Source organism: Rossellomorea aquimaris (genome assembly GCF_020171925.1).
GTDB classification, from domain to species: domain Bacteria; phylum Bacillota; class Bacilli; order Bacillales; family Bacillaceae_B; genus Rossellomorea; species Rossellomorea aquimaris_F.
Genome location: NZ_JAIVAR010000001.1, coordinates 878,297 through 902,671 on the forward strand (window position 1 = coordinate 878,297; position 24,375 = coordinate 902,671).

Sequence of the window (24,375 nt, forward strand, 5' to 3'; positions counted from 1 at the left end):
GAATGTCCCTTTCCTTGTAAGAACTTCACTAGTGCTCTTTCACAGAAAATAAATACACTACCAGGTATAAACAAGTGTTTACATTTGTTTTTGATAATATATTTGTCGTATTGATAATAAGTGGCGGTGTTTGATAATATATCTGATTTTTTGATAATAAGTAGACCGTTTTTGATAAAATAACGCCCCCTCGCCCCCAGAATACCCCCAGCACAACGCCAAAACAGCCCACAAACATTAACAAACCAAGACATTCACACCCAAAAATAGCTGAATGTTGCATAAAAAGTAGATCTAACATGGTAAAAAGCTCACCAAGGACGGTTCCATATAGAAGCGGAAGCCAAATGAGAAAGAGGATTCTTCATTTTTTTCCAGCCCCCCACAATGCCTAAATGAAAATAGTTGGAATCATCTACCTAATCTCCTGTAAGATAATAGAAACAGACCTTTTTCTACTAAATAGGATGTCTAGACGCAGGAGGGTTGGTATGGCGTTTAACTTGTTCATCGTGGTTTTGTTAGTCTTTACGGTAGCAAACTTAGTTTTTTTCATTATGAATCCATTAAAATATCATTTGTCTCTTCGAACCCTCCGGAAAACCCTTTATACCTTGTTTATAGGAGCAATCTCGCTCGGTTTATTGATGGATGAACTGAACTTAACTAATTGGCCGTTTATCCTAACGCTGACTGCAATCGTCATTTTTATGGATTTAACCATTCTTCTGACTCCGAGCATTATGAAAATTTGGAGTGCTGAGTTTCAGTACACCGATTATGTGGAAGAGATCATTAAGACCAACGATAAAATTCACAAGGCCATGGTCTACCGGGTTGAAGCGATGTCTGAAATCATCCAAAAGAATAATGAGCTTCTCCCACCCTCTAGAAGTTACTCAGAACAAGAGTTACGAAACTACTTGGATCTATATGCCGAGAAGTTCGGGGTCAAGGTACAGATTCACCGGATCCCGGAAATTGACTTTTCAGCAAATGATTTCGATCCCTTAGTGATAGACGGACTGGCTGCTGATGAGACCCAAATGCTTGTAGAGGTGTACCGACTAACCGAAGGAATCAAGATTGCAACGGAACAAATAAAGACCATTCATAACTTTGACTATAACAGTGAAGAAGATTACGTAGAAACCTTGGCACAATCCGCTGTCGTGTCTCTTGTTGATGACGAAAGCATGCTCGTGCCGGTATTTATGAATACAGACCAGTTCATCGTTGTCCTAAAAAAGGAATTCGGTGATGTATTAGAGGTGGATGCGATCCACATCACCAATTTAATCTATCTCTTCTATTCGCTATAAATAGAAACATGGTATAATGAAAGAAAGACCACTTCATAAAGGGAGGGTTTTACATGATCGGACAATTTAAAGGAAAAGATTCAAGAGAAGCCAAAGTGATCACTGTAAACGGCCAGCGGGTGAAAGTCTCTCCCACTGCTTCCAGAGTGACTCATCTATCAGAGAAATCAACGAGTAAGATGTCTCGGAACGTCCAACGTTTGAATAAGAAAGTCCTTCAGTACATCAACAATCAATAGAGAAAAACTCGCAGGAAGCAATCATGCATCCTGCGAGTTTTTTGTATACATCTTTCCCCTTCTGAATATGATGGATAGTAACGGAACCCTGACAGGAGGGAAGAACATGGACAAGAACCAAAACAAGAAACCAACCGCTAAAAAAGTGACGCATCTCAAAGGCGAAACCAAAATAGATAAAAAAAATAAAGAAGCTTTGAAAGTGATTAAATCGATAAAAGGGATGTTTGGTTAATGGTAAGTCAAAATAAAACCAAAAAAAGCAAGCATGAAGCTCGCTTTTTTTGATTGGTATAGTTCGGGGCCATATAAGAAGCCCCTAGCACACATTGAAAAGGCAGTAGTTGGTTCTCCCTCAACCAATCTCCACAACCACACACCCATAAAACCCACCATCTTCTATCTTCTGATTGGCCTCAGCAATCTGGTCGAGTGGATACGTTTCTGCTATACGGTGCTGAAGCCATTTATTCTCGAGAGCGGTGGTAATATCCTCAATAGCTTCTCTTTTTGCAGTTTCCGGCATTGCATATACAATGACCAGCCGCAATGTTAAATCCATAAACATCATTTCTTTAAAAGGCAAACAAGGTTCGGTTACCACCGTTGACGAGTAGGTCGCAATGACTCCCCCGATCCGGATCAGCTGCAATACCTTGGGCAAATTAGCACCAAACTCAACATCGATGACTCGATCTACTTTGACTCCTCCAGTCACCTCCATGACCTCATCCACCATTCCTTCACTTCGATGATTCACCACATAATCGGCCCCTGCTTCAAAACAATGCTTGCGCGCTTCCTCATTACTCGCTGTCGCAATGACGGTTGCGCCTGAAAGCTTAGCCCATTGAATGGCATAATGGCCGACACGGCCGGCACCACCCGTGATCAACAACCATTGCCCCTCAACAGGACCATCAGCGAACACACAGCGATGCGCGGTCATGGCCGGAATCCCCATACAAGCCCCTTCAACAAAGCTCGTATTATCCGGTAGCGTCACAGCGCGATTACTGTCAATCGATACATACTCCGCGGCCGTCCCGTGGAGACGTCCATACTGCGCCTGGTACACCCAGACCCGCTCGCCGATACGAGAATGAGGGACCCCCGCGCCTACCGCTTCGATGATCCCCGCCCCATCACTATTGGGAATGACCGCACCATGATCAAGTAAATCCGGGAACGAGGCAAGGCGTTTTTTTGTATCGGAAGGGTTCACACCCGAAGTGTGCATGCGAATCAACACTTCCCCAGGGGCGGGGACAGGAGTGTCAATTTCCCCTATTTGAAGAACCTCTGATGCTGGACCGAATTGGTTGAACCACGCTGCTTTCATAGAAAAGATCCTCCTTCGATTTCATTGGTTTTTTTATTGTGACCAGTTTTAAGGTTTTTTATATACGTGGTGGCAAGGTGCCAACATGACGTAGAAGAACTAAATCGAATTTAAATAAAATATAGTACGTTAAGAACTCAAAAAGTAAAAATAGGACGATCCGATGTGGAAAGACATCGAATACGTCCTTTTTAGATATATTATGTAAGGGATCCCAGCAATTCCAGCCTCATTTTATTGCGAAACGATCTATACAATTCAGGTCATCTGCACGAAATGCGCGAGTTTCAGCCAATTATGCGCCATTTTTAGGATTTGTGCGCGAAAATTTGAATTTGCGCGCCATTTTTTGAAAATACGCGCCATTATTTCAATTTGTGCGTATTTTACCAAAATAAACCAAATTCTACTCCCGTTCTACAATTAAACACAGTGCCATCCTAGCGGTCAGGCACCCTCCATTAACCACACCCCCGAATCGTCTCCACATCCTCTGGATACATATGCACCAAATCCTGCAATTCCGTTAACGACTTCCAACAAGCTTCCACGATCGTTCCATCCGGATCCTCGATGCCCCCACTCTCTCCTAACGTCTCTACTTTGAAGTAATAGGTTTTCACATCGATCCCCTGGATCACCGTTTCTTTCACAAACAACCTCTCAAGGACCTTCACATCATATCCCGTTTCTTCCTTCACTTCTCGAACGCAACATTCTTCAGGTGACTCACCTTCTTCCACACCACCTGAAGGCACAGCCCACGCCTCCGAATCATTCCCTCTCACCATGAGGACTTCCTTATCTTCATTGAAGCAAATCGCTGCAGAACCAACCCATTCTTTCATAAACGTCACCTCTTCATATATCATGTAGTTAAATTTTACCATAATCACTCTCTCTAAATTGCAACAACATTGTGACAACCTTACACATAAAAAAACAGTCTCCAAAAAAGAAGACTGTTCCGTACCGCTTACCTATTCCCGAAAACCATCCATACTCTCCCCAAGCAAATAATGCGAAAACCACATCAAATTCTGCTTCATAATCGCCACATGCATGCCAGGTTTGTCGGAGCTATAGCCCATTCCTTTAAAAATCACGAGTTCTGTTTCAACGCCAACATCCTTCAGTCCCTTATAGAGCTCATACGCATTCGCAACCGGGACTCTTCTATCCTGTTCACCGTGCTGAATCAAGGTGGGGGTGCTAGCTGATTTCACATAGTTGATCGGTGACGCTTTCGCATAAATCTCCGGGTCATTCCATGGCGTGTCCCCTACATGCATCCGGATAAAGGAAGGCAGATCGGTATTCACATAATTCGTCATCCAATCACTCATTCCACCCCCGACCGAAACAGCCTTGAATCGATCACTATAGGTTGAGCAGAAGGCTGAGATATATCCACCTTGACTCCAGCCCATCACACCGACCCGGTCACGATCCGCAATCCCCCGATCAACAAGGGCATCCACCCCGGAAATCACATCCTCGTAGTCACCGATCCCGAGATTTCGGTAATTCGCTTTTAAAAATTCATTCCCGTAGCCTGAACTCCCCCTATAGTTGGGTTCCAACACGATAAAGCCCTTCTCAATCAGGGGCTCAACAGGATACTTATCATTAAAGCAGCCTGAATGGATCGGAAATGCGGCCCATGCCGGACCACCATGCATCATGACCAACAGGGGATAGGTTTTAGTTTCATCAAAATCAGCCGGGGTGGATAGTACGCCCTCTATTTCAAGACCATCATGACTTTGCCACGAAACGATTTTCCTCTTACTCCGACGCTTCCCCTCAAACAACCGATTCTCATCTGTTATTTTTTCATCGTCAAGATAAACTTCAAAGGTTTCATTCAGCAACGCCTTACTATAAACTAGGTGGTTTCCATCACCTGTGATCGAAGCATCCATGGTACAGCCCTCGATGGGTTCGCTCAACACGTCCACCTTGCCATCACCGGTTACGAACCCAATAAGATCATTCGTCTTCTCCTGCCACATGATAAGGATTCCTTTAGCCGTCCACCGTATCGACGCGACCGTGGAATCGAAATCCGTTAAAGGTTGAATGGTCTCTCCACTCGTAAGATCATAGATTTCGAGAGTCCGGTCACCGATACGATTCTTATAGTAATCTCTCTCCCTAATGCTTGCGGTATAGCAGATTTTCTTACCATCGGGGGAAAAACAAACATTCCCACCCAATAGCTTATTCGTTTTCAACTTATGTTCCGTGCCAGATTGACGATCTAATAAGTAAAGTTCCCCATTCTGATCATCTTCCCCGTCAGGGCTAGGTGTCCCCAACAACACGACCTTTTCCCCATCTGCTGAAACATCAAATTCAAGAACATGAACATTCTTACCGTCAGTCAGAGGATGCGCCACGCCATAGTGATTTTGTAGGTCAACGTAATACAAACAATGATTCTGACCTTCCTTCCCTACATGATGAAAATCTCCATACTTCTCCTTGCGTCTCTTGATTTCTTCCGATTGCTTTGACCGTGCAAGATAATAAAAACCCTTGCCACCTGGCTCCCATTTGAAACTGATGACTCCTTCTTCCTCATCCGTCACCTGAACACTCCCATGCCCATCCAATGATTCTATAAAAATTTGATTTCCTCCACCAACCGTACGAAGATATGCCAGTTGACGAGAATCCCGCGACCATAATGGGGATGTCCCCTCGTTCAATACGCAGCTTTGCCCCTTCTCTTTTTCATGGATCCAGATATGATGTCGATATGCATTCTCTTCCCAATCCGCTGTACGTTTGACAAATGCTACGTTGTCACCATCTTCGCTTATGTGTAGCGTGGATAGGATTGGTACTGAGATAAGTTCTTTTATACTTAAATATGTATTCATTTAGAAACCCCTTTTGGTAGTGTACAAGAGTAGACTCCCTCTAATTTTCCGATTTGTAATCACGTGATATCCAATCAACCGCATCCACCAAATCATTTGCTACATAGTCAGGTTCGACCCCTTTCCAACTGTCACGGTACGCATCGAGTGACCCTTCACCCCACCCCGTCTTAACAAGTACCTTTTTGGTACCGGCCCGTTCAGCAGCCACCATGTCCGAACTGCCCGTATCCCCGACAACATAACATTCATCAAGATCCAAATTGTACTTCCCTTGTGCCGCCAACAATAACCCTATATTAGGTTTTTGACATTCACAACCATCCTGAGGATGATGAGGACAATAGAAAATGTCGTCTATAAACGCAGCGTGTTTCGCCAGCTCCTCCTTCATCAATTTGAAGCCTTTTTGTAGATCCTCTTCTGTAAAGTACCCTCTCCCGACCCTGGTTTGGTTCGTAAAGAGAAATACTTTTATACCAAGCTCGTTGAGGTCTCGAATGGCCTTCGGTGCAAATTCATACATCCTAAACTCAAATGGATGCATGCCACCACCTGTGCCTCCGATCGTCCCGTCTCGGTCTAGGAATACCGCTTTCATGCCTATTCACTCCTTTCGTTACCTGCATATTGTTTTTGCTACTGCCTGATCATGTTATAGGTTCTTCTTTTAATAGCTACGAATAGGATTGGAAAAAGTTTCAAAAAAATAGGGGCAGTATGGCTTCAAGAGCTTTTTAAAATCTTGCCGCCCTCCCGTTGTCGCCGGAATGATACCTGTTTAGGTATTAAAAGCCGTCAGAGTAAGGTTTTGATAATATATTTCTATTTTTGATAATAAATGGGTCGGTTTTAATAAAATATCCAATATTTTGATAATAAGATAGCCACTTTTGATAATATACATATTCTTGCACCCCATAATACCCTCAACGACTGCACTAAAATGCTTAATGAATGAGAACATAGACAAGGATTCCTAGTGAAACATGTCAAAATGACTGAAATCCTAATGAAAAATCAAAATATAAATCAGTTTTACGACTAGCTTCACTATCATCTAGTACGAGTGAGTCAGTGAATGGCTCATTCCCCAACGACTCCAGGTGAAGGGAGCCTTACACTTTAACTAGACAACAGAAAATTGAAACGATACCCCCGTAACTAAAACGTTTTCGCCTCGTGGAAACAGACGGAAGACTACAAAATGCTTAGATTCCCCTTTTATGGTAAAATTAAGAAAATTACAAACAAAGGGTGAAGTCAGTGAAGAATTTTTGGTTACTATTCGCAGTAATTCTCATCATGGGTGCCTTGAGTGCCTGCTCAGAGGATATTCCCGAAGCGAAGGAATTTAAGGTAGCGCATAACGGTCAAACATTGACTGTGATCCCGCTTTATGATCACATTTTGGACTATACATCAGAAGCGAAGGGCAAGACGAAAGAGGAAAAAAAGGCGTTGTATCTTGAAAAAGTCATTCTGCCTTTCCAGGAAATTGCCGAAGAGCACGGAATCGATACGCGAGCCAATTATCTCGCCTTTTTGAACGGAGATACCGATATTGATCAATTGGAGAAAAACACGATTGCTTTACTGAAGAAGCAGGATGAAATGGAGACCCTTGTGAAAGAGGCGTTTACGAAATCCTCTGAAGAGTTGCCTGGGAAGGATAAATCCATGTTCCTGGTGCCCGTCAATGTCGAATTCTCATCAATCATTAAGAAAATGGAAGGCTCTACAGGCGTCACGTTCACTGAAGACTTTATGTTGCTTCAAACCGATCCCTCTTACAAAAAGGATGCGTTTAAAAACACGGTCGCCCATGAATATTTTCATTCAGTGGACATGGAAGACCAAAGCGACGGACAGTCCACGGTATTCGACTTCATCGTCATGGAAGGAAAAGCCGACTCGTTCGCCCGGATCATCTATCCTGATCACATCTCCCCTTGGACTGAGCCCTTGTCGGCAGCAGAAAAGGAAAAGGTCTTCGATCATCTGAGTGGAAATCTTGATTCATTCGACCTTAAGGAGTACCAAACCCTTTTTGCCGGAGTCCCGTCAAAAGGCATTCCCCTCTGGTCGAACTATCGAATTGGCTTTGAAATCATGCAGGATTACTTATCTTCCCATCCTGATATGACGCCGAAGGAATGGGTATTAACTAGCAGTAAGGAGACATTGGAGAACTCTCCTTATAAAGAGGCGTTGATACCGGGAGAATAGTGAAAGGGTGGATTAGTAAGAGTTACGCTGGGACGGTTCACAACCTACTTTTTTACTAACCTATGAAGAGTGCGAAAAGTAGAGCGAGCCGTTCCTATACACTTAGGAGGGTCACATTGAAGAGTGAAAAGATACTAGATAAATAGAAATCACTAGAAACATCCGCCTTGCTACCATCCTCTTACTATCTTTCATCTACTAATTTGAAGATCACATTGATTGAAAATAATTCAAGCAGATCAGACATTTTTAACTTTTGTTTGCTTTTCCCCACTTCTTATCCTTTGATAATAAAGCTCCCCACATATCCACCTCTTATATACCCCCTAACACGTTACGATTAATTTCTGGTCCTTACGTCAGCCGCCTCTTTTTTTCTCCCATCCGCCTACTAATCTCCTTTGATTGTTCCAAACTCTCCTCTATTTCTTCTATGATCTTGTTCACTCTTTGGTTCGCTTCTTTAAGAATGTCTTCCTTCTTTTTCCTACGCACATTAAACACCTCTCATTAGAGATAAGCCCTCAATATTCTTACAGTACCTGCATCTTATACAATTGATCTTCGGTAGAATATAGATCTTTCTCAATCGTTTTATATTCTACTGAATCTTGGACATGGCCCTCAATTTTTTCATACAAGCTCATTAGATCTTTTTTCAGTGTGATTTCTTTTTTAGTCGGCTCTTCATATTTTTCATCTCTTCGAAACATACTTAAATGCTTCATAAAATTTTCTCTCGCCTCGTTAAGAGATAGTCTTCATTTGGACCGAACAACACGTCGGATGCATCACTGGAATCTTGACCATCGTCTTCCCAATGGCAAAGTAAACAAATCTCAAAACGTCTCCGTTCATGTAATGTGGGATAATTGCAACAAGGACATTTTACTCTTTTCATCCAAACACCTTCTTTTTACTGTATCAATCTCATCTTGCTATTTAAAACCAACTACCCCACTCACAACAACCCACAACGCTCCAACACCACATACGCATACGTTGCAACCAAATCCTTACTATCATTTTTCAACACACAAACCTGTTCCACGTTCCGATCCACATGTCCCCATATACTATGGGGCACATGCCTCTCACATACGAGAATCACATCCGCCCTGCTCATCTTTCCGTCCAGGAGCTCATAACTCTCCTCGTAAGGATTATGTATGGAAACGGTACATCCGTGCAGCTCAAGTCTGTGCTTGTAATCAGACAAAAATCTTGATCCTATAATCAACACATTATAATTTCCGAATTTGGCATACTTCTTTTGTTGAGAAGCCCCTTTGTCCTTTGGTGCACGACTAGTTTCTTCACGAGTTGGCCTCTCCAGGTTAAAATGCTCGGTCAAGACGGCTTTCCCTTCATCGAGCATTGCCTTCACGGGCCTTTCATTCATTGATAGCATCTCTTCGGCAAGGGGGTATTTCAATGGATATTCGTTGCTTTCTGCATCTACAAAAACCCAATGATCCCCTCTGTCCGCTAAGTGACCCATCTTTTCTTTTCTGAAAGGACGGCTCAATTCCGCCTCATCTGTAAGCAACCTCGTACGGAAAGACAACAATCCTACTCTCCTCATCATGGCATGAAAGACATTGTGACCTCCTCTGTAAAAATACTTGATGTTTCCGGGGGTAATGAAGCTTTCGAGCAGCGCAAGCAGTTCAGGCAGTTGCTCCCTCTTCAGATTGGTCTTCATAAACTTCATCAAGTACATCGGATCCTTGATCGTCTTTTCTTCCAAGCGTTTATACTGATCCAGTTCCCTTGAGAGCTTCTCAATGTCCGTTCTCATCCCGCCATATTCCTGCTCCTTCAACAAGTCATAGTTCTCCAGCTTTTGACGGTACTGTTGATTGCTTTCCTTCAGCTGCTTCACCTGTTGAGCAAGATCAGCTCTGCGATTTCCTTTCTTATTCTTCTTGCTTTTCTCTCTTTCCAGATGCTCGATTACCTTTTCAGCTCGATCAGCTCTTGCCTTTTCCTGCTCATATGCCGTTTGCAGGCTGTTTTCTTTCACTTTAAAAGCGCCCTCTACCTCACCAAGCTTCTCCTTAAGCTCCCAATTCTCACGCTTCAAACTGTCAGCCTTACTATTCGTAGACCGCATCTCCTTTTTCAGCTTCTGGTTCAGCCGCTTCTGTTCATCGTATTTCTTTTGAAGCTTCTTCAACTCTGTTCGAAGGTTTTTGCTGCGCTGTTCTGAATTCACCTTCTTCGCTTCAACTTCAATTGGTTGATCCGTTCTGTCTACCTGTTTTTCTTTTATTTGTTGAAGGAGCTTTGATGTTCGCTTTGCTCGTTCTTGTTTATTCGATTCCATTTTTCCCTTTAGGTCTGTTTGATGAGATTTATGGTACAGAGTTGATCAACCTCCCGATAAAACATACGTTCGTACTACCTAGTAAAATAATACCATATTTCTCATCTTCATTTCCAGAAAAAAGAGACACTTCATTGTGTTGAAGTATCTCTTCTTATACCATGATCGTTCAACACAAGTTCAGGGAGAATGAGTTTGATATATTTTAGATTTGAAGTGGAAAGGGCTGTTACTGTTGAACGGATTTCCACCGGAACGGCAGAATTAGCCGTTATGCCACACAATTCAATATGGGCAGTTCAAGCGGTTTCACCATATTAATATCACTTTAGACACTAACCTCTTATTTTTCTTATACAGAGCTTCCTACACTTTGGTGAATTTTATAAAATAGGTTTGGATAAGTGTAAAAAGACCAAAACCGAGAAGGATGCCTCCAGAAACGACAAAGTTATTTATATAGCTTTCTATTCTAATATGAAACATCGCAGTATCCGCAGTCCCCTGTTTCATTAGCCAATTGTCAGCCATTGATGAGCCAAAGTACGTACTGAAGAACAAAAGGATTAACCCGATACCAACTAATGTAACTCCAATCGTTACAAACCCATTGAATTGATCTTTTGTCATATAGTTCCTTCCTCCGCTTACATAAAGTTTATAGCTCTTTCTCTCTAATTACCTTCATAGATAAACCTTGCCAATCATGTAAGAACGACAATACCTGATCTACTGTTACAGCTCCTTCTAACGGAAAATTGTTTTATTCTGTTGGTACAAAACCAATCACTTCTTTATCATCTAGGTCGACAAAAATTGCAGGAACTCCTCTTAAATTGTCTTCTTTAGATTCAAAAGAAACCATTAACACCTCATCCATCTGAGGCTCACCATCCAACATATGACCATCACTTGTGTCTGTCACCTTTACTGAGGCATTTCTCCAATTTCCTTTGGCCGATTCATCCCACCCTTTTTTCTTGACGAACTCCCACGCAACCTTAATTTCAGATTGGTATTTCTCATTTTCTTTATCGTTCTTGACGTTCTCTACTTCTGGTTTAGAACGATCTTCTGTTTGAGGTGAACACCCGATTAAATCGGAACACAGAGCAATTATCGCAAAACCTATTGCTAATCTATTGATAGGTAGTCACTCCCGATATGTATAGATTTAAAGAATTAACGGAATCCATCTATAACATTATACCAATTATTTCAAAATGTATGATGGAACTCAATACGCTTTTCCGTTCAAAACAAGTCTACCCTTGTCTACTTTTGTAAGCGCATACATTTTCCTTCGACAATGTATTGAAAATTCAGATTATTGACTTATACTGAATAATGTAATCAAAAATATGATAGTCGGAGGTTGATCGTTTGAAGAAATTCCGCCATCTTTTCCTCAGTCTGTTGGTCCTGTTCGTTCTGGTTCCTTGGTTTCCTGCAACAACGTTCGCTGCATATGATGGACAAACCCTGGACACAGGTATTTACTGGTTCGGTTCCGGGAATGTTTCACAAAAGTATACTAGCGGACAATCGAACCCCTACTTCAATGCAAGCAAACCCACTGTCATCTATATACACGGATGGCAAAATGGTTCGACTGCAACTCTGTCACGCGAATCATTCAATCCAAAACACAATGACCCTTTGAATGGCCCGGACGTGAATACGGTGGACTATTGGGTGTCAAAAGGGTGGAACATTGGGATTTTCTACTGGAGTCAGCTCGCTGATGAAATGGAAGTGAAGGATGCGGAAGCAAAAATTTGGTCAACATCAGGACCCAAGGGCATGCGTTGGCGCAAGAAAGACGGAACTTATAGCACAGACGGAGCACCAACGGTTTCAGCTGCGCAATTGTTTGTAAATACATACAAACAAGCCATGCAGGGCTTCACGGGAAGTGAGGTCCGACTTGCAGGACATTCGCTTGGAAGTCAAATGGTCACAAATAGCGCGAAATTGATCAGTGACCAAGTCGACAGCGGCACGATCCCGACAAACCTGAGACCAAAGCGCGTAGCTTTACTGGATCCATTTTGGTCGAAAGATGGGAAAAGCTACTTAGGCGGGAAATGGACTGGAGAGGTTTCTCGTGAATATGTGACACAACTGAAAACAAAAGGCGTCGTCTTTGAACAATACAAGTCTAGTGCCATTACCGATGTAGGAATCGGGGACAGCAATAACGGCATGATCCAACTCACTGCGTTTGCCGAGCTGAAACCATGGTATATTTCAGCCTTTGACCAAGTCGGCAAGCACGGTGCCGCGAGAGATTGGTACTTCTACTCCATGGGCTCCGCTGCACCTGCTGAAATCAAAAATGGAGTGGCTACAGGGCTCGCGGGACCTTCTGCATCTACGCTTACAACTCGCATACAGACGATGATGAACTCGAGCTACAGATGGTACCAGAATGCAGGTCAATTCAGCTCGAATCCGTCTGATGATAAGTTTGAAGTGGTGGCTCGTTAAGGTAGATTGTAGTTCACTGTGGTAGACGCTACAGTGTTGTGCAGCACATTCAAAAAAGGTGTCGTCCTTCTCTTACCTAGAGATAGACGACACCTTCACTTATGTTCCTTCATTATACTCCTCGCCGCATAATACCCACTAAGAGCCGAAGACAACGTTCCCGGCCCCGGAAAGACCTGTTCACCGACAATGTATAGCTGTGGCAGTGAAGACCGGACACTTTTCGGCTTGGTGATGGCATTTCGAACGGTGAGCGGAAAGCCCCCCACGCTCCTTTTTCCGATATAGCGCTCATAGGTCAGGGGAGTCCCCGCTTCCGCAAACAGCAGATTCTCTTTTACCGGGATGACCTTCTCGATCTCCTCGAGGATCTCTTCTGTGACCCTTTCCTTGATTTGCTTGTACTCATCCTCTGTATACCCCGACCAACTTTCTAATTCAGTATGCAGCGAAACCGTCATCATCACTTCCCCTTCAACCGTTTCACCTTTCCGGTCAACAGCATGATTAAAGGTAACATAAACTGGCCCATGGGTGTTTGCCCGAAGATTGGGAGAATCCAGACTCGGAACGATTTGATAAGCGAAAGGAAGTTTCCTGTCCTTTAACGAATCGCTCAACCCTTCCCTAGACAAAATGGCATCAATTCGAAAAGCCCCCCAGGAAAACTCGTCCTCGCTCTCATAGCTCGTTCCCTCCCCAAAGGAGATGCCCGAATTGTTGATCACAAAATCGAAGGTCGACGTACATTTGCGGCTTACTACACTCCACTGTTTCCGGCTCTCTTCATACACAAGGCTTTCAACGGGAGACACTTTCACGATCTCGCCCCCGAGATCTTTAATCCGTTGTGCCAGTGCTTTTCCCAGCTGGCCCATGCCGTTCTCGATAAAAAAACTGCCTCTCCGGTAAATCGTCAGAGCGAGACTTGATGGAAGCAAGGCCGCCTCCCTCACATCCGTCTGCACCGCATCAAGAAGCTGGGAGTCCAGTAATTGACGCAGTGGTTCATACGAATCAAGATGATACTTCCTCATGAGGTCTTCCACTGTATACAGCGCATATCGTGCCAAGCGGGCCATCGACCTTGGGTGCCGTACAGCGTGACGAGGCAAGCTTCCCAAGTCATATCGTTTCCTGATAGGCAGCGAAACCCCGCTTTCAGTCACAGCCAGGACATCGTCACTTATTCGTTGAAGGGTGTCCCAGAACCTTAGCACATCCTCACTTCTCGGATGAAATGCTTCCGTCAGTTCCTGTTCCCACATCGCTGGACTTTTAACAATCGAAACCTTTCCTTCCGGCAAAACGACATCCATGGGATGGAGCAGTTCTTCCGCAGGCAGGTCGATATCCAGCTCGTTCAACAAGGTCCTCAACAAGCCCTTTTCCTCCAACCCGAACGCAATCGTTGCGCCTGTCGGAAACTTCCGGCCACTCCGAACATACCATCCCGCTGAACCACCAACGGTCGTGGCCTTCTCAAGGACCGTCACCTTATACCCCGCTTTCGCCAAATAGGCAGCCGCCGTTAATCCACCTACGCCTGCACCAATTATACAAACCGACTTAGACATGGGATCACCTCCGTTCCTTGCTTACCGCACGCAATGTTCGTTGCCATCATTATACCCTTAATGACATGGGATGATAAAAATGAAGGTGTTGCTGATGTGCTGACTCTTTACCTGTCCCAATGAAGTCATTCACTCACAAGAATAGTTTCCCTAACAACCGGGCATAGTCCCTTATACCCCCCAAAAAAGCACCACCACATATATTTCCTAAAAACATATGTAAAAGAGGTGATCAGATGAACCGCTGGTATTTCCCATTCACAGTTGGAGTCATTGTTTTTATCCTTTTACTCATGATCGGTAAGCACGACCTCACGTACATACTTCTATCGAGCGGAGGGATTACACTGGGATTCTTCCTTATGTATGTATTCAATAGAGGAAAAAGTAAAAGAGGGAATTAAAAAGGACGGCTCTTATGCTTTCTGAAGTAAGAGAACCGCCCCCATGCTGCCTTGTAGTTGCCAACATTATACCCTGGTTGACATGAGATGTTAAAAGTGGAGTTGTTACGATGTGCTCATTCAATAATCCTAAAAAAAATAGAGACCTTTTCTTTTCCAGCTTTTAGAAACGTTAATGGGGACGGTTCTTATGCTTCCAAGTACGAGAAAAGCAAACAAGGACAGACCCCAGTTATTCCAACTCAGATAATTTCTCTCCAGTTAACCCTTCATATAAGATGGCTGAGTTTTTTTCATTTAGATGCGTATACTCGCTTTGTCCTTTTACGATTTCTACTGTTTTCAAAGAGGGACTAATCCAGAGTTGGTATAGTACGGATTTTGCTTCAATATCAGAGTCTTTAAATTGAAATGTAAATCGGAAATCAGCAAACCTGGGCATATCCACTACTTTTTCTTCCCATTCTGCTTCATTTAATATTTCTCTAACCTGTCGGACCTGTTTGTTGTTACTGATTTCATTCATATTCTTATACTCATTTGTATCTGGATAGATATGTTCTCGAACCTCTATATATTGTTCCACATTTGAAACGTCATTGGAGCAGCCAGTAGCGAACATTGTATGCAGGATAAATAGGGAAAACAGTAGTATTTTTATACTTTTCATTTTACCTCCCAATAGCGTGGCTTTACCTCCAGTATGTTAGGTAAGGATTCTTTCCTCTACCAAAGGTTATTGTTATGAAACCATTAAAGGTGTCTGCTAGTTCAACAAACACCGCCCTTAGTTAATATCAAACTTCCATCTCACGAATCTCCATTCCCTTTTTCATCGTTAAGTCATCCAAAATAGCTTGAAGTCCCACCTTGTGCTGCTCACTACCATCCTTCGGAATTAAAAAGATGGCTCCGTTCATTCCTTTACCGGAATAGAAGAAATAATTCTTCGTTGTAGAATACACGCTCAGGTTTTTGTTTACTGGAACTCGTACTTGTTGTTTACGGAGGAAGAACTCTGCTTCCGCTCGATCATAAGTAAGTAAAAAGTGTCGCCCACCATATAATCTTTCATAGTTGGCTTTCCCCTGTATCCTCGCCTTTGATTTGAGCCTTCGCAGTCCAACTAAACTAGTTACGATATATAAAAAGAAAATCAAAACAATAGAAAAAGGATCCCATATTTCAACCTGCTCTCTATTTGTGGACGTATTCAAAATGCTCATTAATAAGTGAAAAATCGGGATTAAAATGAGCATCCCCCCTAATACGTACCACTTTAGTGACTTGACAGTAGGGCTATTCATAAAGAGACTCATGTAATCTCTTTCTTGTAATGGATACTCAAGGTCTATTCTGTTATTTTCCACATGATACCTCCTTACAATTTCTAGTGATCCAACGTAGAGTTGCGGTAGTATTTCATGGATGGATGTTTTTACAGCAAACGTAAACGTACGTTCAATAATGCTCTCGGATTATGATTCATTAGCTCATTCTAATTGCCAAGGTCCTACCTAAACGCTCATATCCTAAAGACTGAGCAACAGCAACCGATGATGAATTCGATTCAAGTGTTTGATAGTGCATGGTCGCACCACTTGTTATTCCTCGATTTGTGAGAGCATTGACAACTGCCTTTGCATGACCTTTACCTCGATAAGCAGGATGGCTAATAATCCCGATGCTTAGAATGCCTGATTCTCCTTCTCGCCAAGAACCTGCTGCAACTGCTTTATCATTGAGAACCCGTAATAGAATGGGACTTTTCTCTTCATCTATGGAACTATGTTGCCACTCGATTTCTGTGCATGATTCACGCAGCTGTTCCAGTAACGTTTTGTGTTGGTCAGTCTTAAGATCAACCACTGATGAGGAAGAGGCTTGAAGAAATCTATCACGATCTGTATACCCTTGAAATGCCGGTCCTATGATTTTTTTATGTTGATCGCCAATTGCATGACCAAGTAATTCAGCATCGAAGGCTTGGTCGGGTCCGAGGCTACTTACCGCTCGTTCTACCTTCGTTACAAATTGACCAGGAGCGGATATGATGCAAGAGGTTCCATTGTTGAAACAATAAATACCGTTATATCCATTTAAACTCTCTGAATGCTCGCGTACACACACGGTAGGAGTCAGTAATTCTGAAATATCACATCCAAAAAATTTAGCCCAATTAGCATACACTCGATATTTAAGATCTTTCTGAGTCATCCATATTCCTCCTTCCACCCTTCTTCTGGAAAATGGGTAAACAGAATCAATTAGCTGATCTTCAGTTATTGCTTAAATTCGTTATTCGGGGATGTTTCTCATTTACATGTTTGAGAAACAAGGCATACCAGGCGATACACCTTTGCAATTTGTGAAAGAGGAGGATTGGAACCGTCCCTATTTACTTATAGAGGTATATGATTTAATATTATTTACCATTCTCCTGCACCCTTCGATTAACAAGCAACAGCCCTGTTTCTGCAAACGTTCTCACCAACGATTCTCAACCACTACCAATCAACTTTCTCACCGCACGAACGACTACTTCCGGCTCATCACGTTGTATATAATGAGCACTATTTTCAGCAATCACCCATTCACCATCAGAGGAAATCTCAAGCATCTCCCTTTGCATGTCATGCCATAAATCCTGTGATTCTTTTGAGTAATGAGCTTTCTTGCCGGCAGAAAGTACGATTAGGGGCACATCTAATGGACGCTTCGTTTCTTTTAACTGCTTTAAGCTTTCCATAAACTCATCATAATTGCCTTCATAAATAAATTGCTTGTTGTATGCTTGTTGGAAATCCTGCGACATCGTCGGGAGAAATCGTTCTCTATACTCTTCAGGCGTCGAATCCACCAGGATAAGGCCACACACTTCTTGTTCAAACTCAGTTGCAAACATCCGCATATTCACCCCACCGAATGAATGGCCAACTAATAGGTAAGGAGGGGCAATCTTTGCTTCAATCAAAAGTTGTTTCAATTCCTTTACCATTTCAGTACTTGTCCTGGGGTTACAACTGTTACCACTTTTCCCGAGCCCCGCTCGATCATAAATCAGGACATTAGAGAGCAATGAAAGATCCTCGATCACTGAATCCCATGCCTTGGAATAATCCCCATACCCAGCATCCATCACAATAGTTGGTTTCCCATTGTGTTCTCCAACCAATTTCACGTATAGTTCCCCACCACTTATTGGGACGTATCGTTCTTTGATCATTCATTTCATTCCTCTCATTTCCTAGTAATGAGTATCCATAAATCAGAAAATAAAAATAAAATTAAAGCAAACGTTCCTCTGCTTTAATTTTATCTTTGAATGCTTAGGTTTATCAGAAGTTTTTCGTTGTAATTTCCAATTAATTTTTGTACCAATGATGAATCTATTTTAGGAAGTTAAGCACAACGTTCTTGAATGTTTCTGGCTCTTCAAAGTGAGGAAAGTGACCACTCTCTTGTAGTGTGATACTCTCACCATGTTTGACATCTTCCCGAAAGGCTCTTTTCTGTTCATCACATGTTACGGGATCATATTTGCCATTAATTAAAAGAGCGGGCTGTGTCACTTCTTTAAGTCTTGGAAGTAACGAATTGAATACTTCTTTTTCCTCAAACAATCGTTCATTATGAACATTGCTTTTTCCGTGAAACTGCTTCCATTCATCGTCTGTATAGTATGAATAATCCGTTGTATGTTCAAAATTATGAATGTGTATTTCTATGCCCCTTTCACCTAACTCAGGACGCAAATCTACAAACTCCATCATTAAATCCTTAGCTGATTTTTCTGAAGTTGATAATTCCAGGCATTTCTCTGCCAAGGTTTCGTTTCCCACTTCAATAAATAATTTTGAGGCTTTTAGTAATAAACTGATCGCCGAGAGTCTAGAATCAAAAGTGGGGCATTCAAAGATGAGATGACTAACTGAATTTGGAAAAGCAGTCGCATATAAAAGGCTATAATAGCCTCCGAAAGAATGCCCTAACAGCGCCCATTTTTCAATCCCTAATTCTTTTCTAAGTTCCTCATAATCTAGGATAATATCATGTACAGAGAAGCTCTCTTCCTCTTTTATACCTTCAGAGCGGCAAACACCTCTCTGGTCAACCGAGATGAGTCTAACATCTTCCTGTAATCTCTCTGCCTGATGATAAGAGAAATCATAACATCCTTGACCAGGCCCTCCATGAATATACAGTAAAGGAGTGTTAGTTTCCGAACCATGAATTTCTACATACAAATCTTTCCCCCGGATATTCATCAATCTCCCGTTTAATGTTTTTTCCATTTTCTTTCCCCTTATCTATTATTCTGTAATCCTTCTATTTTGTACGTTGTAAACGTCTTTCATCTTTCTTATTTTGATTTTCTTGCCACTCTTTTCTAAGCAAACTATAAGTGACAATATCGTTATAATGTCCGTTTATAAACTCAGCGTCACGGTGAATGCCTTCTTGTTTAAATCCTAGATGTTCAGGTATCTTCCTGCTTCTAGTGTTTGCTTCAGCACATTGTATCTCAACTTTATTAAGTTCTAAATCATGAAAAGCATAGTCAAGCAGTGCTCTTACACACATTGAAATAATCCCCTTACCTTCATACTGCTTTGATAGGTAGTATCCAATACTTGTATGCTTTGTCTTCCAATTAATGAAATGAAGGGAGATCATCCCAACTACTTTACCCTCATAAACTATTCCTGCGTTAAAACCGTCGTTATCTGCGAATTGCTTTAACCACATAGGTATGATCGTTTCACGATAATCATCTTCTGACTTAATGTTATGAACCCATCCAAGCCACTCGTTAAGGTGTTCTCTATTCGCATCCACTAAAGAATAGACTTCTTCCGCATGATGAGGTTGTAACAACCCTAGACTGATTCTTTCACTTACTTTAAGTTTAAACATGTGTTCTCCCTCCAACATTACTTTATCTTTCGTTATACAAATTGTACCATATAAAGTAAAAATACCCTTATACTTTCGACATTGTTTATCAAAAGTACAAGGGTATCTTCACCTAAAGATGACCCAACAAGGAATTTTGCTTTCTTGGTCCTGCGACCTCATTTCCCGTCTTCTCTTGGAGCACCGAAGAGAGCACAGGCGAGATCCAAAGGGACAGGTTCAGTGGCTTTAAAGGTACTCCTCTCTGCTTTCAATCCAACAAAAAGAGCCGCGGTGCCTGTCCCCGCGGCTCACCCGCGCCTCAAAACCCACAAAAAAGTGACAGGCACTTCCCACGCTCCAAAGCGCAAAAGCACCTGCCACCAACAATCAAGAAAAGTTAGCTGCGGTCGGGTCTTCCCCGGCTGTTTTATCTTTAGAGCCTTTCTCAAATATCGGACTGGCTTCTTGTTTTGTTACAAGCGAGATTCCGACCAACGAAACAGTCGAGATCATCATCGCGATCGCTCCGGTATCAAGGGCAGGAACATAGACACCCTTCACTTTTAAAATATAGAGACCAATGCTGAAGATGAATCCGAGGGCCGATGACCAGATGGCAGCTACTCGAGTGGCACGCTTCCAAAGGATTCCGATGCTTAATACCGGTACCAGTGAGGCGGCAAAGATCCCCCAAGAAGCGTTGCCGAGCCATCCGACGAGATCGGGCGGATTCAGTGAAAGCAGGAATGTCAAAACGATGATGGCCAATGTAAACCATCTGGATAAGGACAGTTCTTTCTTTTCCGGAAGTTTTTCACCTTTTTTAATAATCTGCTGATAGATATCCCTTACAATAGATGAGCTTGCAACCAGCAGGAATGCTTCGCTTGTCGACATGATCGCGGCCATGACAGCGGCGAAGATCAATCCGGCAATCACCGGTGGGAAGAAGTTTTCGATAAACATCGGTGCCACCATATCAGGAGAGGATGGCACGGCCATTTCCCCTCGATTAACCATGACTCTTGTGTAAAGGCCGACAAACCATAATAATGCAGTAAGTCCATAGGTACCTGCAGCAATGATGCACGCCCATTTCAGCATGGAAAGTTTCTTGATCATATAGAACTTTGAAACAACATGCGGCTGTCCTTGATGGCCGATGACATAAATGAAGAAATATGAAATAAAAGCGAAAATACCGATTGGGCCGGTTGTATGGAAGGCCTGCACCATATCAGGATTTATCCCCGCAAGCTCCGAGTTAAGCTGGGACATACCACCCACCATTTTCATTCCTCCGATGAAGACAATTAGAGCACCCACCACCATAACGATCATCTGGATGAAGTCCGTCCAGACCGCGCTGATCATTCCTCCTCCGACAACGTAAACGGTCAAGATTGCCACACCGATGAACAATGCGAGTTTATAGTCCACGCCAAGAACGGTTTGCAGCATGTTCCCAAGTGCTTTGTATTGAGCCATTTGATAACCGATCGCGCCCCCTAATATCGCGAGGGCGGTGATCGCGCGGATGGCCTTACTGTTATATCGGACTTCCAAGAGATCCGGGATCGTCAATGCCCCGAATTTTTGTGTGATCCTCCTCATTGGCTTTGCCAAGACTAGAAAGCTGACGAAGATCCCTGCCGTGGCAAAAATTCCGATCATGAAGATCGCATAACCATGTTCATAAACGAGTCCAGTCAGCCCGATAAATCCGTACCCCGACATCGTCGTGGAAGAGACGGCGAGCGCCACAAGCCATGGTCCGAACCTTCTCCCCCCTGTATAAAACGTATCCATATCCTTTTGATGCCTCATCGAAAGCAGTCCGATCACCAAGATCACAAGCAAATAGATAATCCCAATGGCTAATATCATGAAACATCCTCCTCTTCCTTATTCTTGAACGCCACGGCTCCCCAGATGCCTGCTGCTACAATGGCACCTGGCCAAAATACAAATAACATGAATGTCAATAGCGGTGATAATCCAAACAAGTCAATCTCCCCCTTCAAATTTGTATATTACCTGTCAACAAAGTTCGGCTGCCGTTTCTCAATAAAAGCTTCAACCCCCTCCTTCACATCCTTCGTTTGAAAAACCTGGCCGAAATATTCAGCTTCAGTGACAAGCCCTTCATCCACATGCTGCTCATATCCGTGATCAATCGAGCGTTTTGCAAACGACAAGGATGGAGATGAATAGCGGCTGATTTTTTCTGCAAGCTCAACGGCTTTTATCAATGCCCCGCCCTTTGGAACAACGTGATTGACAAGGCCAATTTGTTTCGCCTCTTCAGCAGTCAATGGCTCTCCGGTAAAAATCATTTCCTTTGCCCTTGCTTTCCCTATAAGCCTCGGCAGTCTCTGCGTCCCTCCAGCCCCCGGGAACAAGCCTAGTTTTATTTCAGGAAGGCCGATCTTGACCTGTTCTTCCACAATCCGAATGTCACAGCTTAAAGCCAGTTCACAGCCTCCTCCTAGTGCGAAGCCATTGATCGCCGCAATCGTCGGCTGGGGAAGCCGTTCAATCTTATTGAGTGGTTCCTGCAGCCAAAGTGATTTTTGCTTGGCCAGCTCCACCCCTTTGCCGGTCCAGTCAGGAAAACCCTTAATATCCCCTCCCGCAACAAATGCCTTACTACCGGCCCCGGTCAGAATGACAACCTTTACCTCGGAATCGCTCCCGATTTCATCCGCGGCAACCGACAATTGCTCGATGACCTCTGCACTCAGCACATTCACAGGCGGATTATCGATCGTGACCGTGGCAATACATCGCTGTTTTGACCATGAAACAACCTGGATTTTTTTCATCCTATCCCTCCTTACGCATGGCTGTATTGATTCCTTAAAATAAATTTCTGCACCTTCCCCGATGGTGTGCGCGGTAATTCTTTTACAAAAATGACCTTCCTTGGTTTCTTATAGCTGGCAAGCTGATTTTTACAATAATCAATGATTTCTTGTTCCGTTAGTTCGGCTCCCTCATCTTTCACGACAACGGCACAAACCGCTTCGATAAAGTGAGGATCAGGGACTCCGATGATGGAGACCTCCCTTACACCGTCAATCCGGTAAAGTACATCCTCGATTTCAGCGGCATAGATATTCTCGCCACCGCTCCGGATCATATCTTTCTTCCTGCCTGCAATCGTCAAGTAGCCATCCTGATCGAACCGACCCAAATCCCCTGTTCGGCAAAACCCGTTTACGAACGTTTCCCGTGTGGCATCAGGTTTTCTCCAATAGCCGGCTGAAACAGCAGGACTCTTAATCGCAATCTCCCCAACCTCCCCTGCAGGGAGTCCATCCCCATTGTCATCAATGATCATAATCTCCGTTAGAGGCAGAGGCTTTCCAACTGTATGACCTTTTGTAAACACATCCTCTGGATTCAAGGATGCGGCGATCGGTGTTCCTTCCGTCAGACCGTATACCTGAACGACCCCTATATGCGGGAAATGCTCCTTTAACTTTTCAAGCGCCCAGGGCATGAGAGGATCTCCACCTGTGTAAATCGTCTTCAACTCGTTCAGCTGATACTTACTTAAATCCGGATCATTCAACATTTCATAAATCATGAAGGGGAATAAAAAACAATCGCTCACACGCTCCTTTTCCATCACCCCAAGGATTCTGCTGATTTCAAACCCTTGGCTTCTTGTGATGATGACCGTTCCACCCATCATCAGGATGGGCAAGGCGATATCCTCCATGGCCCCCACATGATACAACGGGCCGGTCGTCATGCCGATTTCATTTCCGGTGAAGTTCCACTTTAATGCCTGCATCGATGAAAACCAAAATGTCGTTTCATGGGTCCAAATCGCACCCTTGGGCCTGCCCGTCGTCCCGGACGTATACATCAGCATGACCGGTTCGTTCAATTTGATCGTTTCAGACCTCGGTTCGTCAGTCGACCCATTTTCTAAAACCCGCCATCTTTCAGCCCAGCTTGGACTGTTCCCGTCTTCATTTTGAAGACAAATATACCTCTGTACCGAGACTCCGCTACGTACCGGCTCCAGTTCACTGGCCAAGTCTGAATGAAAACAAAGTATTTTTGTATCCGAGTCGTTCAGCAGGTATTCAAACTCCTTGCTTGAAAGCCGAAAATTAAGCCGGACCGCTATCGCCCCGATCTTCGCAGCAGCGAAATAAAGACCGAAATATTCCAGGCAGTTATAGAGCAGAATCCCAACGCGGTCCCCTTTTCTCACGCCCATTTCACGAAGCTTGTTGGCATAAGCATTCGATACCCTATGAAGGTCCTTGTATGTCCACGAATTTCCCGACTCTTCTCGAATGGCAATTTTAGATCGGTTCTGGGGATTCAAATCGTTCGCCATTCTTCTTGTAAAATATCCGACATCCAATAGACTCCCTCCTCACGTATGTAAGCGCATACAATTTTGAGTAAATGTGCAATCCTTTTCCTCTTATACAAGCTTTCCTCCTTTCTCTTTCCCTTTACAAATACTCTTTGCAAGATTCGTGCCAAAAAGGAAAATCCCCTATTCACTTGATTTAATTGAGTTGGCAGCCATAGTAATTTCCGAATCCTAAGAATATGTTTTACTTTTCTGAATTTTCTTTATACTTATCAGAGCAGGTAAATCCTTTAAGAACATTGAATGTGAATAAA

26 protein-coding genes are annotated in these 24,375 nt (G+C 43.2%); 6 read left to right on the plus strand and 20 right to left on the minus strand.

The window, feature by feature from the left end:
- Positions 1-491: 491 nt before the first annotated feature.
- The 3 genes from LCM10_RS04580 to LCM10_RS20565 all read left to right on the plus strand — a co-directional run bounded on the left by LCM10_RS04580 (position 492) and on the right by LCM10_RS20565 (position 1,796).
- Positions 492-1,322, plus strand: coding sequence for a type II toxin-antitoxin system SpoIISA family toxin (locus tag LCM10_RS04580; RefSeq protein ID WP_224874986.1), 831 nt, complete (start codon positions 492-494; stop codon positions 1,320-1,322).
- Between the two features lie 53 nt (positions 1,323-1,375).
- Entirely contained in the window at positions 1,376-1,561 is a 186-nt protein-coding gene (locus LCM10_RS04585) for a hypothetical protein (RefSeq protein ID WP_224874987.1), read from the plus strand.
- Positions 1,562-1,667: 106 nt separating this feature from the next.
- Entirely contained in the window at positions 1,668-1,796 is a 129-nt protein-coding gene (locus LCM10_RS20565; protein ID WP_263621365.1) for a hypothetical protein, read from the plus strand.
- A gap of 120 nt (positions 1,797-1,916) precedes the next feature.
- Here LCM10_RS20565 and LCM10_RS04590 read toward each other — a convergent pair whose 3' ends face one another.
- From LCM10_RS04590 to LCM10_RS04605, 4 genes are all read right to left on the minus strand, one after another.
- Positions 1,917-2,903 (minus strand): NADPH:quinone reductase, encoded by a 987-nt coding sequence (locus tag LCM10_RS04590; protein WP_224874988.1) that lies wholly within the window; start codon positions 2,901-2,903, stop codon positions 1,917-1,919.
- A gap of 461 nt (positions 2,904-3,364) precedes the next feature.
- Positions 3,365-3,751 (minus strand): NUDIX hydrolase, encoded by a 387-nt coding sequence (locus tag LCM10_RS04595; RefSeq protein WP_224874989.1) that lies wholly within the window; start codon positions 3,749-3,751, stop codon positions 3,365-3,367.
- 132 nt (positions 3,752-3,883) lie between these two features.
- Entirely contained in the window at positions 3,884-5,791 is a 1,908-nt protein-coding gene (locus LCM10_RS04600) for a S9 family peptidase (protein WP_224874990.1), read from the minus strand.
- A 40-nt stretch (positions 5,792-5,831) separates the two neighbouring features.
- Positions 5,832-6,392: a D-glycero-alpha-D-manno-heptose-1,7-bisphosphate 7-phosphatase gene (locus LCM10_RS04605; protein ID WP_224874991.1), complete on the minus strand. Its 561-nt coding sequence runs from the start codon at positions 6,390-6,392 to the stop codon at positions 5,832-5,834.
- Between the two features lie 665 nt (positions 6,393-7,057).
- Here LCM10_RS04605 and LCM10_RS20740 point away from each other — a divergent pair.
- Positions 7,058-8,020 carry a DUF2268 domain-containing protein gene (locus LCM10_RS20740; protein WP_224874992.1) on the plus strand — a complete coding sequence of 321 codons (963 nt, stop codon included), beginning with the start codon at positions 7,058-7,060 and terminating at the stop codon, positions 8,018-8,020.
- A 354-nt stretch (positions 8,021-8,374) separates the two neighbouring features.
- On the opposite strand, the gene LCM10_RS04615 is transcribed toward LCM10_RS20740, so the two are convergent.
- From LCM10_RS04615 to LCM10_RS04635, 5 genes are all read right to left on the minus strand, one after another.
- Positions 8,375-8,515, minus strand: a complete 141-nt coding sequence (locus LCM10_RS04615; protein ID WP_224874993.1) for a hypothetical protein — start codon at positions 8,513-8,515, stop codon at positions 8,375-8,377.
- 38 nt (positions 8,516-8,553) lie between these two features.
- The gene (locus tag LCM10_RS04620) at positions 8,554-8,748 is read right to left on the minus strand and encodes a hypothetical protein (protein ID WP_224874994.1); all 195 of its coding nucleotides are present in this window, start codon (positions 8,746-8,748) and stop codon (positions 8,554-8,556) included.
- Complete coding sequence (locus tag LCM10_RS20855) at positions 8,745-8,921, minus strand: CPCC family cysteine-rich protein (protein ID WP_224874995.1); 177 nt, start codon at positions 8,919-8,921, stop codon at positions 8,745-8,747. Before LCM10_RS20855 ends, LCM10_RS04620 begins: the two co-directional genes overlap by 4 nt.
- A gap of 60 nt (positions 8,922-8,981) precedes the next feature.
- Positions 8,982-10,349, minus strand: a complete 1,368-nt coding sequence (locus tag LCM10_RS04630; protein WP_224874996.1) for a hypothetical protein — start codon at positions 10,347-10,349, stop codon at positions 8,982-8,984.
- 366 nt (positions 10,350-10,715) lie between these two features.
- Entirely contained in the window at positions 10,716-10,979 is a 264-nt protein-coding gene (locus LCM10_RS04635) for a hypothetical protein (protein WP_224874997.1), read from the minus strand.
- Between the two features lie 753 nt (positions 10,980-11,732).
- Between LCM10_RS04635 and LCM10_RS04640 the strand changes: the two genes are divergently transcribed.
- Complete coding sequence (locus tag LCM10_RS04640; protein WP_224874998.1) at positions 11,733-12,839, plus strand: hypothetical protein; 1,107 nt, start codon at positions 11,733-11,735, stop codon at positions 12,837-12,839.
- A 95-nt stretch (positions 12,840-12,934) separates the two neighbouring features.
- On the opposite strand, the gene LCM10_RS04645 is transcribed toward LCM10_RS04640, so the two are convergent.
- Positions 12,935-14,416 carry a phytoene desaturase family protein gene (locus tag LCM10_RS04645; RefSeq protein WP_224874999.1) on the minus strand — a complete coding sequence of 494 codons (1,482 nt, stop codon included), beginning with the start codon at positions 14,414-14,416 and terminating at the stop codon, positions 12,935-12,937.
- A 236-nt stretch (positions 14,417-14,652) separates the two neighbouring features.
- Between LCM10_RS04645 and LCM10_RS04650 the strand changes: the two genes are divergently transcribed.
- Positions 14,653-14,820, plus strand: coding sequence for a hypothetical protein (locus LCM10_RS04650; protein WP_224875000.1), 168 nt, complete (start codon positions 14,653-14,655; stop codon positions 14,818-14,820).
- Between the two features lie 232 nt (positions 14,821-15,052).
- Here the strand turns inward: LCM10_RS04650 and LCM10_RS04655 are convergent, their stop codons facing one another.
- The 10 genes from LCM10_RS04655 to LCM10_RS04695 all read right to left on the minus strand — a co-directional run bounded on the left by LCM10_RS04655 (position 15,053) and on the right by LCM10_RS04695 (position 24,106).
- The gene (locus LCM10_RS04655) at positions 15,053-15,490 is read right to left on the minus strand and encodes a hypothetical protein (protein WP_224875001.1); all 438 of its coding nucleotides are present in this window, start codon (positions 15,488-15,490) and stop codon (positions 15,053-15,055) included.
- Positions 15,491-15,617: 127 nt separating this feature from the next.
- The gene (locus tag LCM10_RS04660) at positions 15,618-16,190 is read right to left on the minus strand and encodes a hypothetical protein (RefSeq protein ID WP_224875002.1); all 573 of its coding nucleotides are present in this window, start codon (positions 16,188-16,190) and stop codon (positions 15,618-15,620) included.
- A gap of 118 nt (positions 16,191-16,308) precedes the next feature.
- The gene (locus LCM10_RS04665; protein ID WP_224875003.1) at positions 16,309-17,037 is read right to left on the minus strand and encodes a GNAT family N-acetyltransferase; all 729 of its coding nucleotides are present in this window, start codon (positions 17,035-17,037) and stop codon (positions 16,309-16,311) included.
- 283 nt (positions 17,038-17,320) lie between these two features.
- Positions 17,321-18,046 (minus strand): alpha/beta fold hydrolase, encoded by a 726-nt coding sequence (locus LCM10_RS04670; protein WP_224875004.1) that lies wholly within the window; start codon positions 18,044-18,046, stop codon positions 17,321-17,323.
- Positions 18,047-18,209: 163 nt separating this feature from the next.
- Entirely contained in the window at positions 18,210-19,115 is a 906-nt protein-coding gene (locus LCM10_RS04675) for an alpha/beta fold hydrolase (RefSeq protein WP_224875005.1), read from the minus strand.
- 34 nt (positions 19,116-19,149) lie between these two features.
- Positions 19,150-19,737: a GNAT family N-acetyltransferase gene (locus LCM10_RS04680; RefSeq protein ID WP_224875006.1), complete on the minus strand. Its 588-nt coding sequence runs from the start codon at positions 19,735-19,737 to the stop codon at positions 19,150-19,152.
- A gap of 369 nt (positions 19,738-20,106) precedes the next feature.
- On the minus strand, positions 20,107-21,606 hold the full coding sequence (locus tag LCM10_RS04685) for a sodium/proline symporter (RefSeq protein WP_224875007.1): 1,500 nt from the start codon (positions 21,604-21,606) through the stop codon (positions 20,107-20,109).
- Positions 21,603-21,725, minus strand: a complete 123-nt coding sequence (locus LCM10_RS20575) for a hypothetical protein (protein WP_263621366.1) — start codon at positions 21,723-21,725, stop codon at positions 21,603-21,605. The genes LCM10_RS04685 and LCM10_RS20575 overlap by 4 nt, the downstream gene beginning before the upstream one ends.
- 27 nt (positions 21,726-21,752) lie before the next feature.
- A complete protein-coding gene (locus LCM10_RS04690) occupies positions 21,753-22,544 on the minus strand; it encodes an enoyl-CoA hydratase/isomerase family protein (protein WP_224875008.1) in 792 nt (263 codons plus the stop codon).
- 11 nt (positions 22,545-22,555) lie between these two features.
- Positions 22,556-24,106 (minus strand): class I adenylate-forming enzyme family protein, encoded by a 1,551-nt coding sequence (locus LCM10_RS04695; protein WP_224875009.1) that lies wholly within the window; start codon positions 24,104-24,106, stop codon positions 22,556-22,558.
- Positions 24,107-24,375 lie beyond the last annotated feature (269 nt).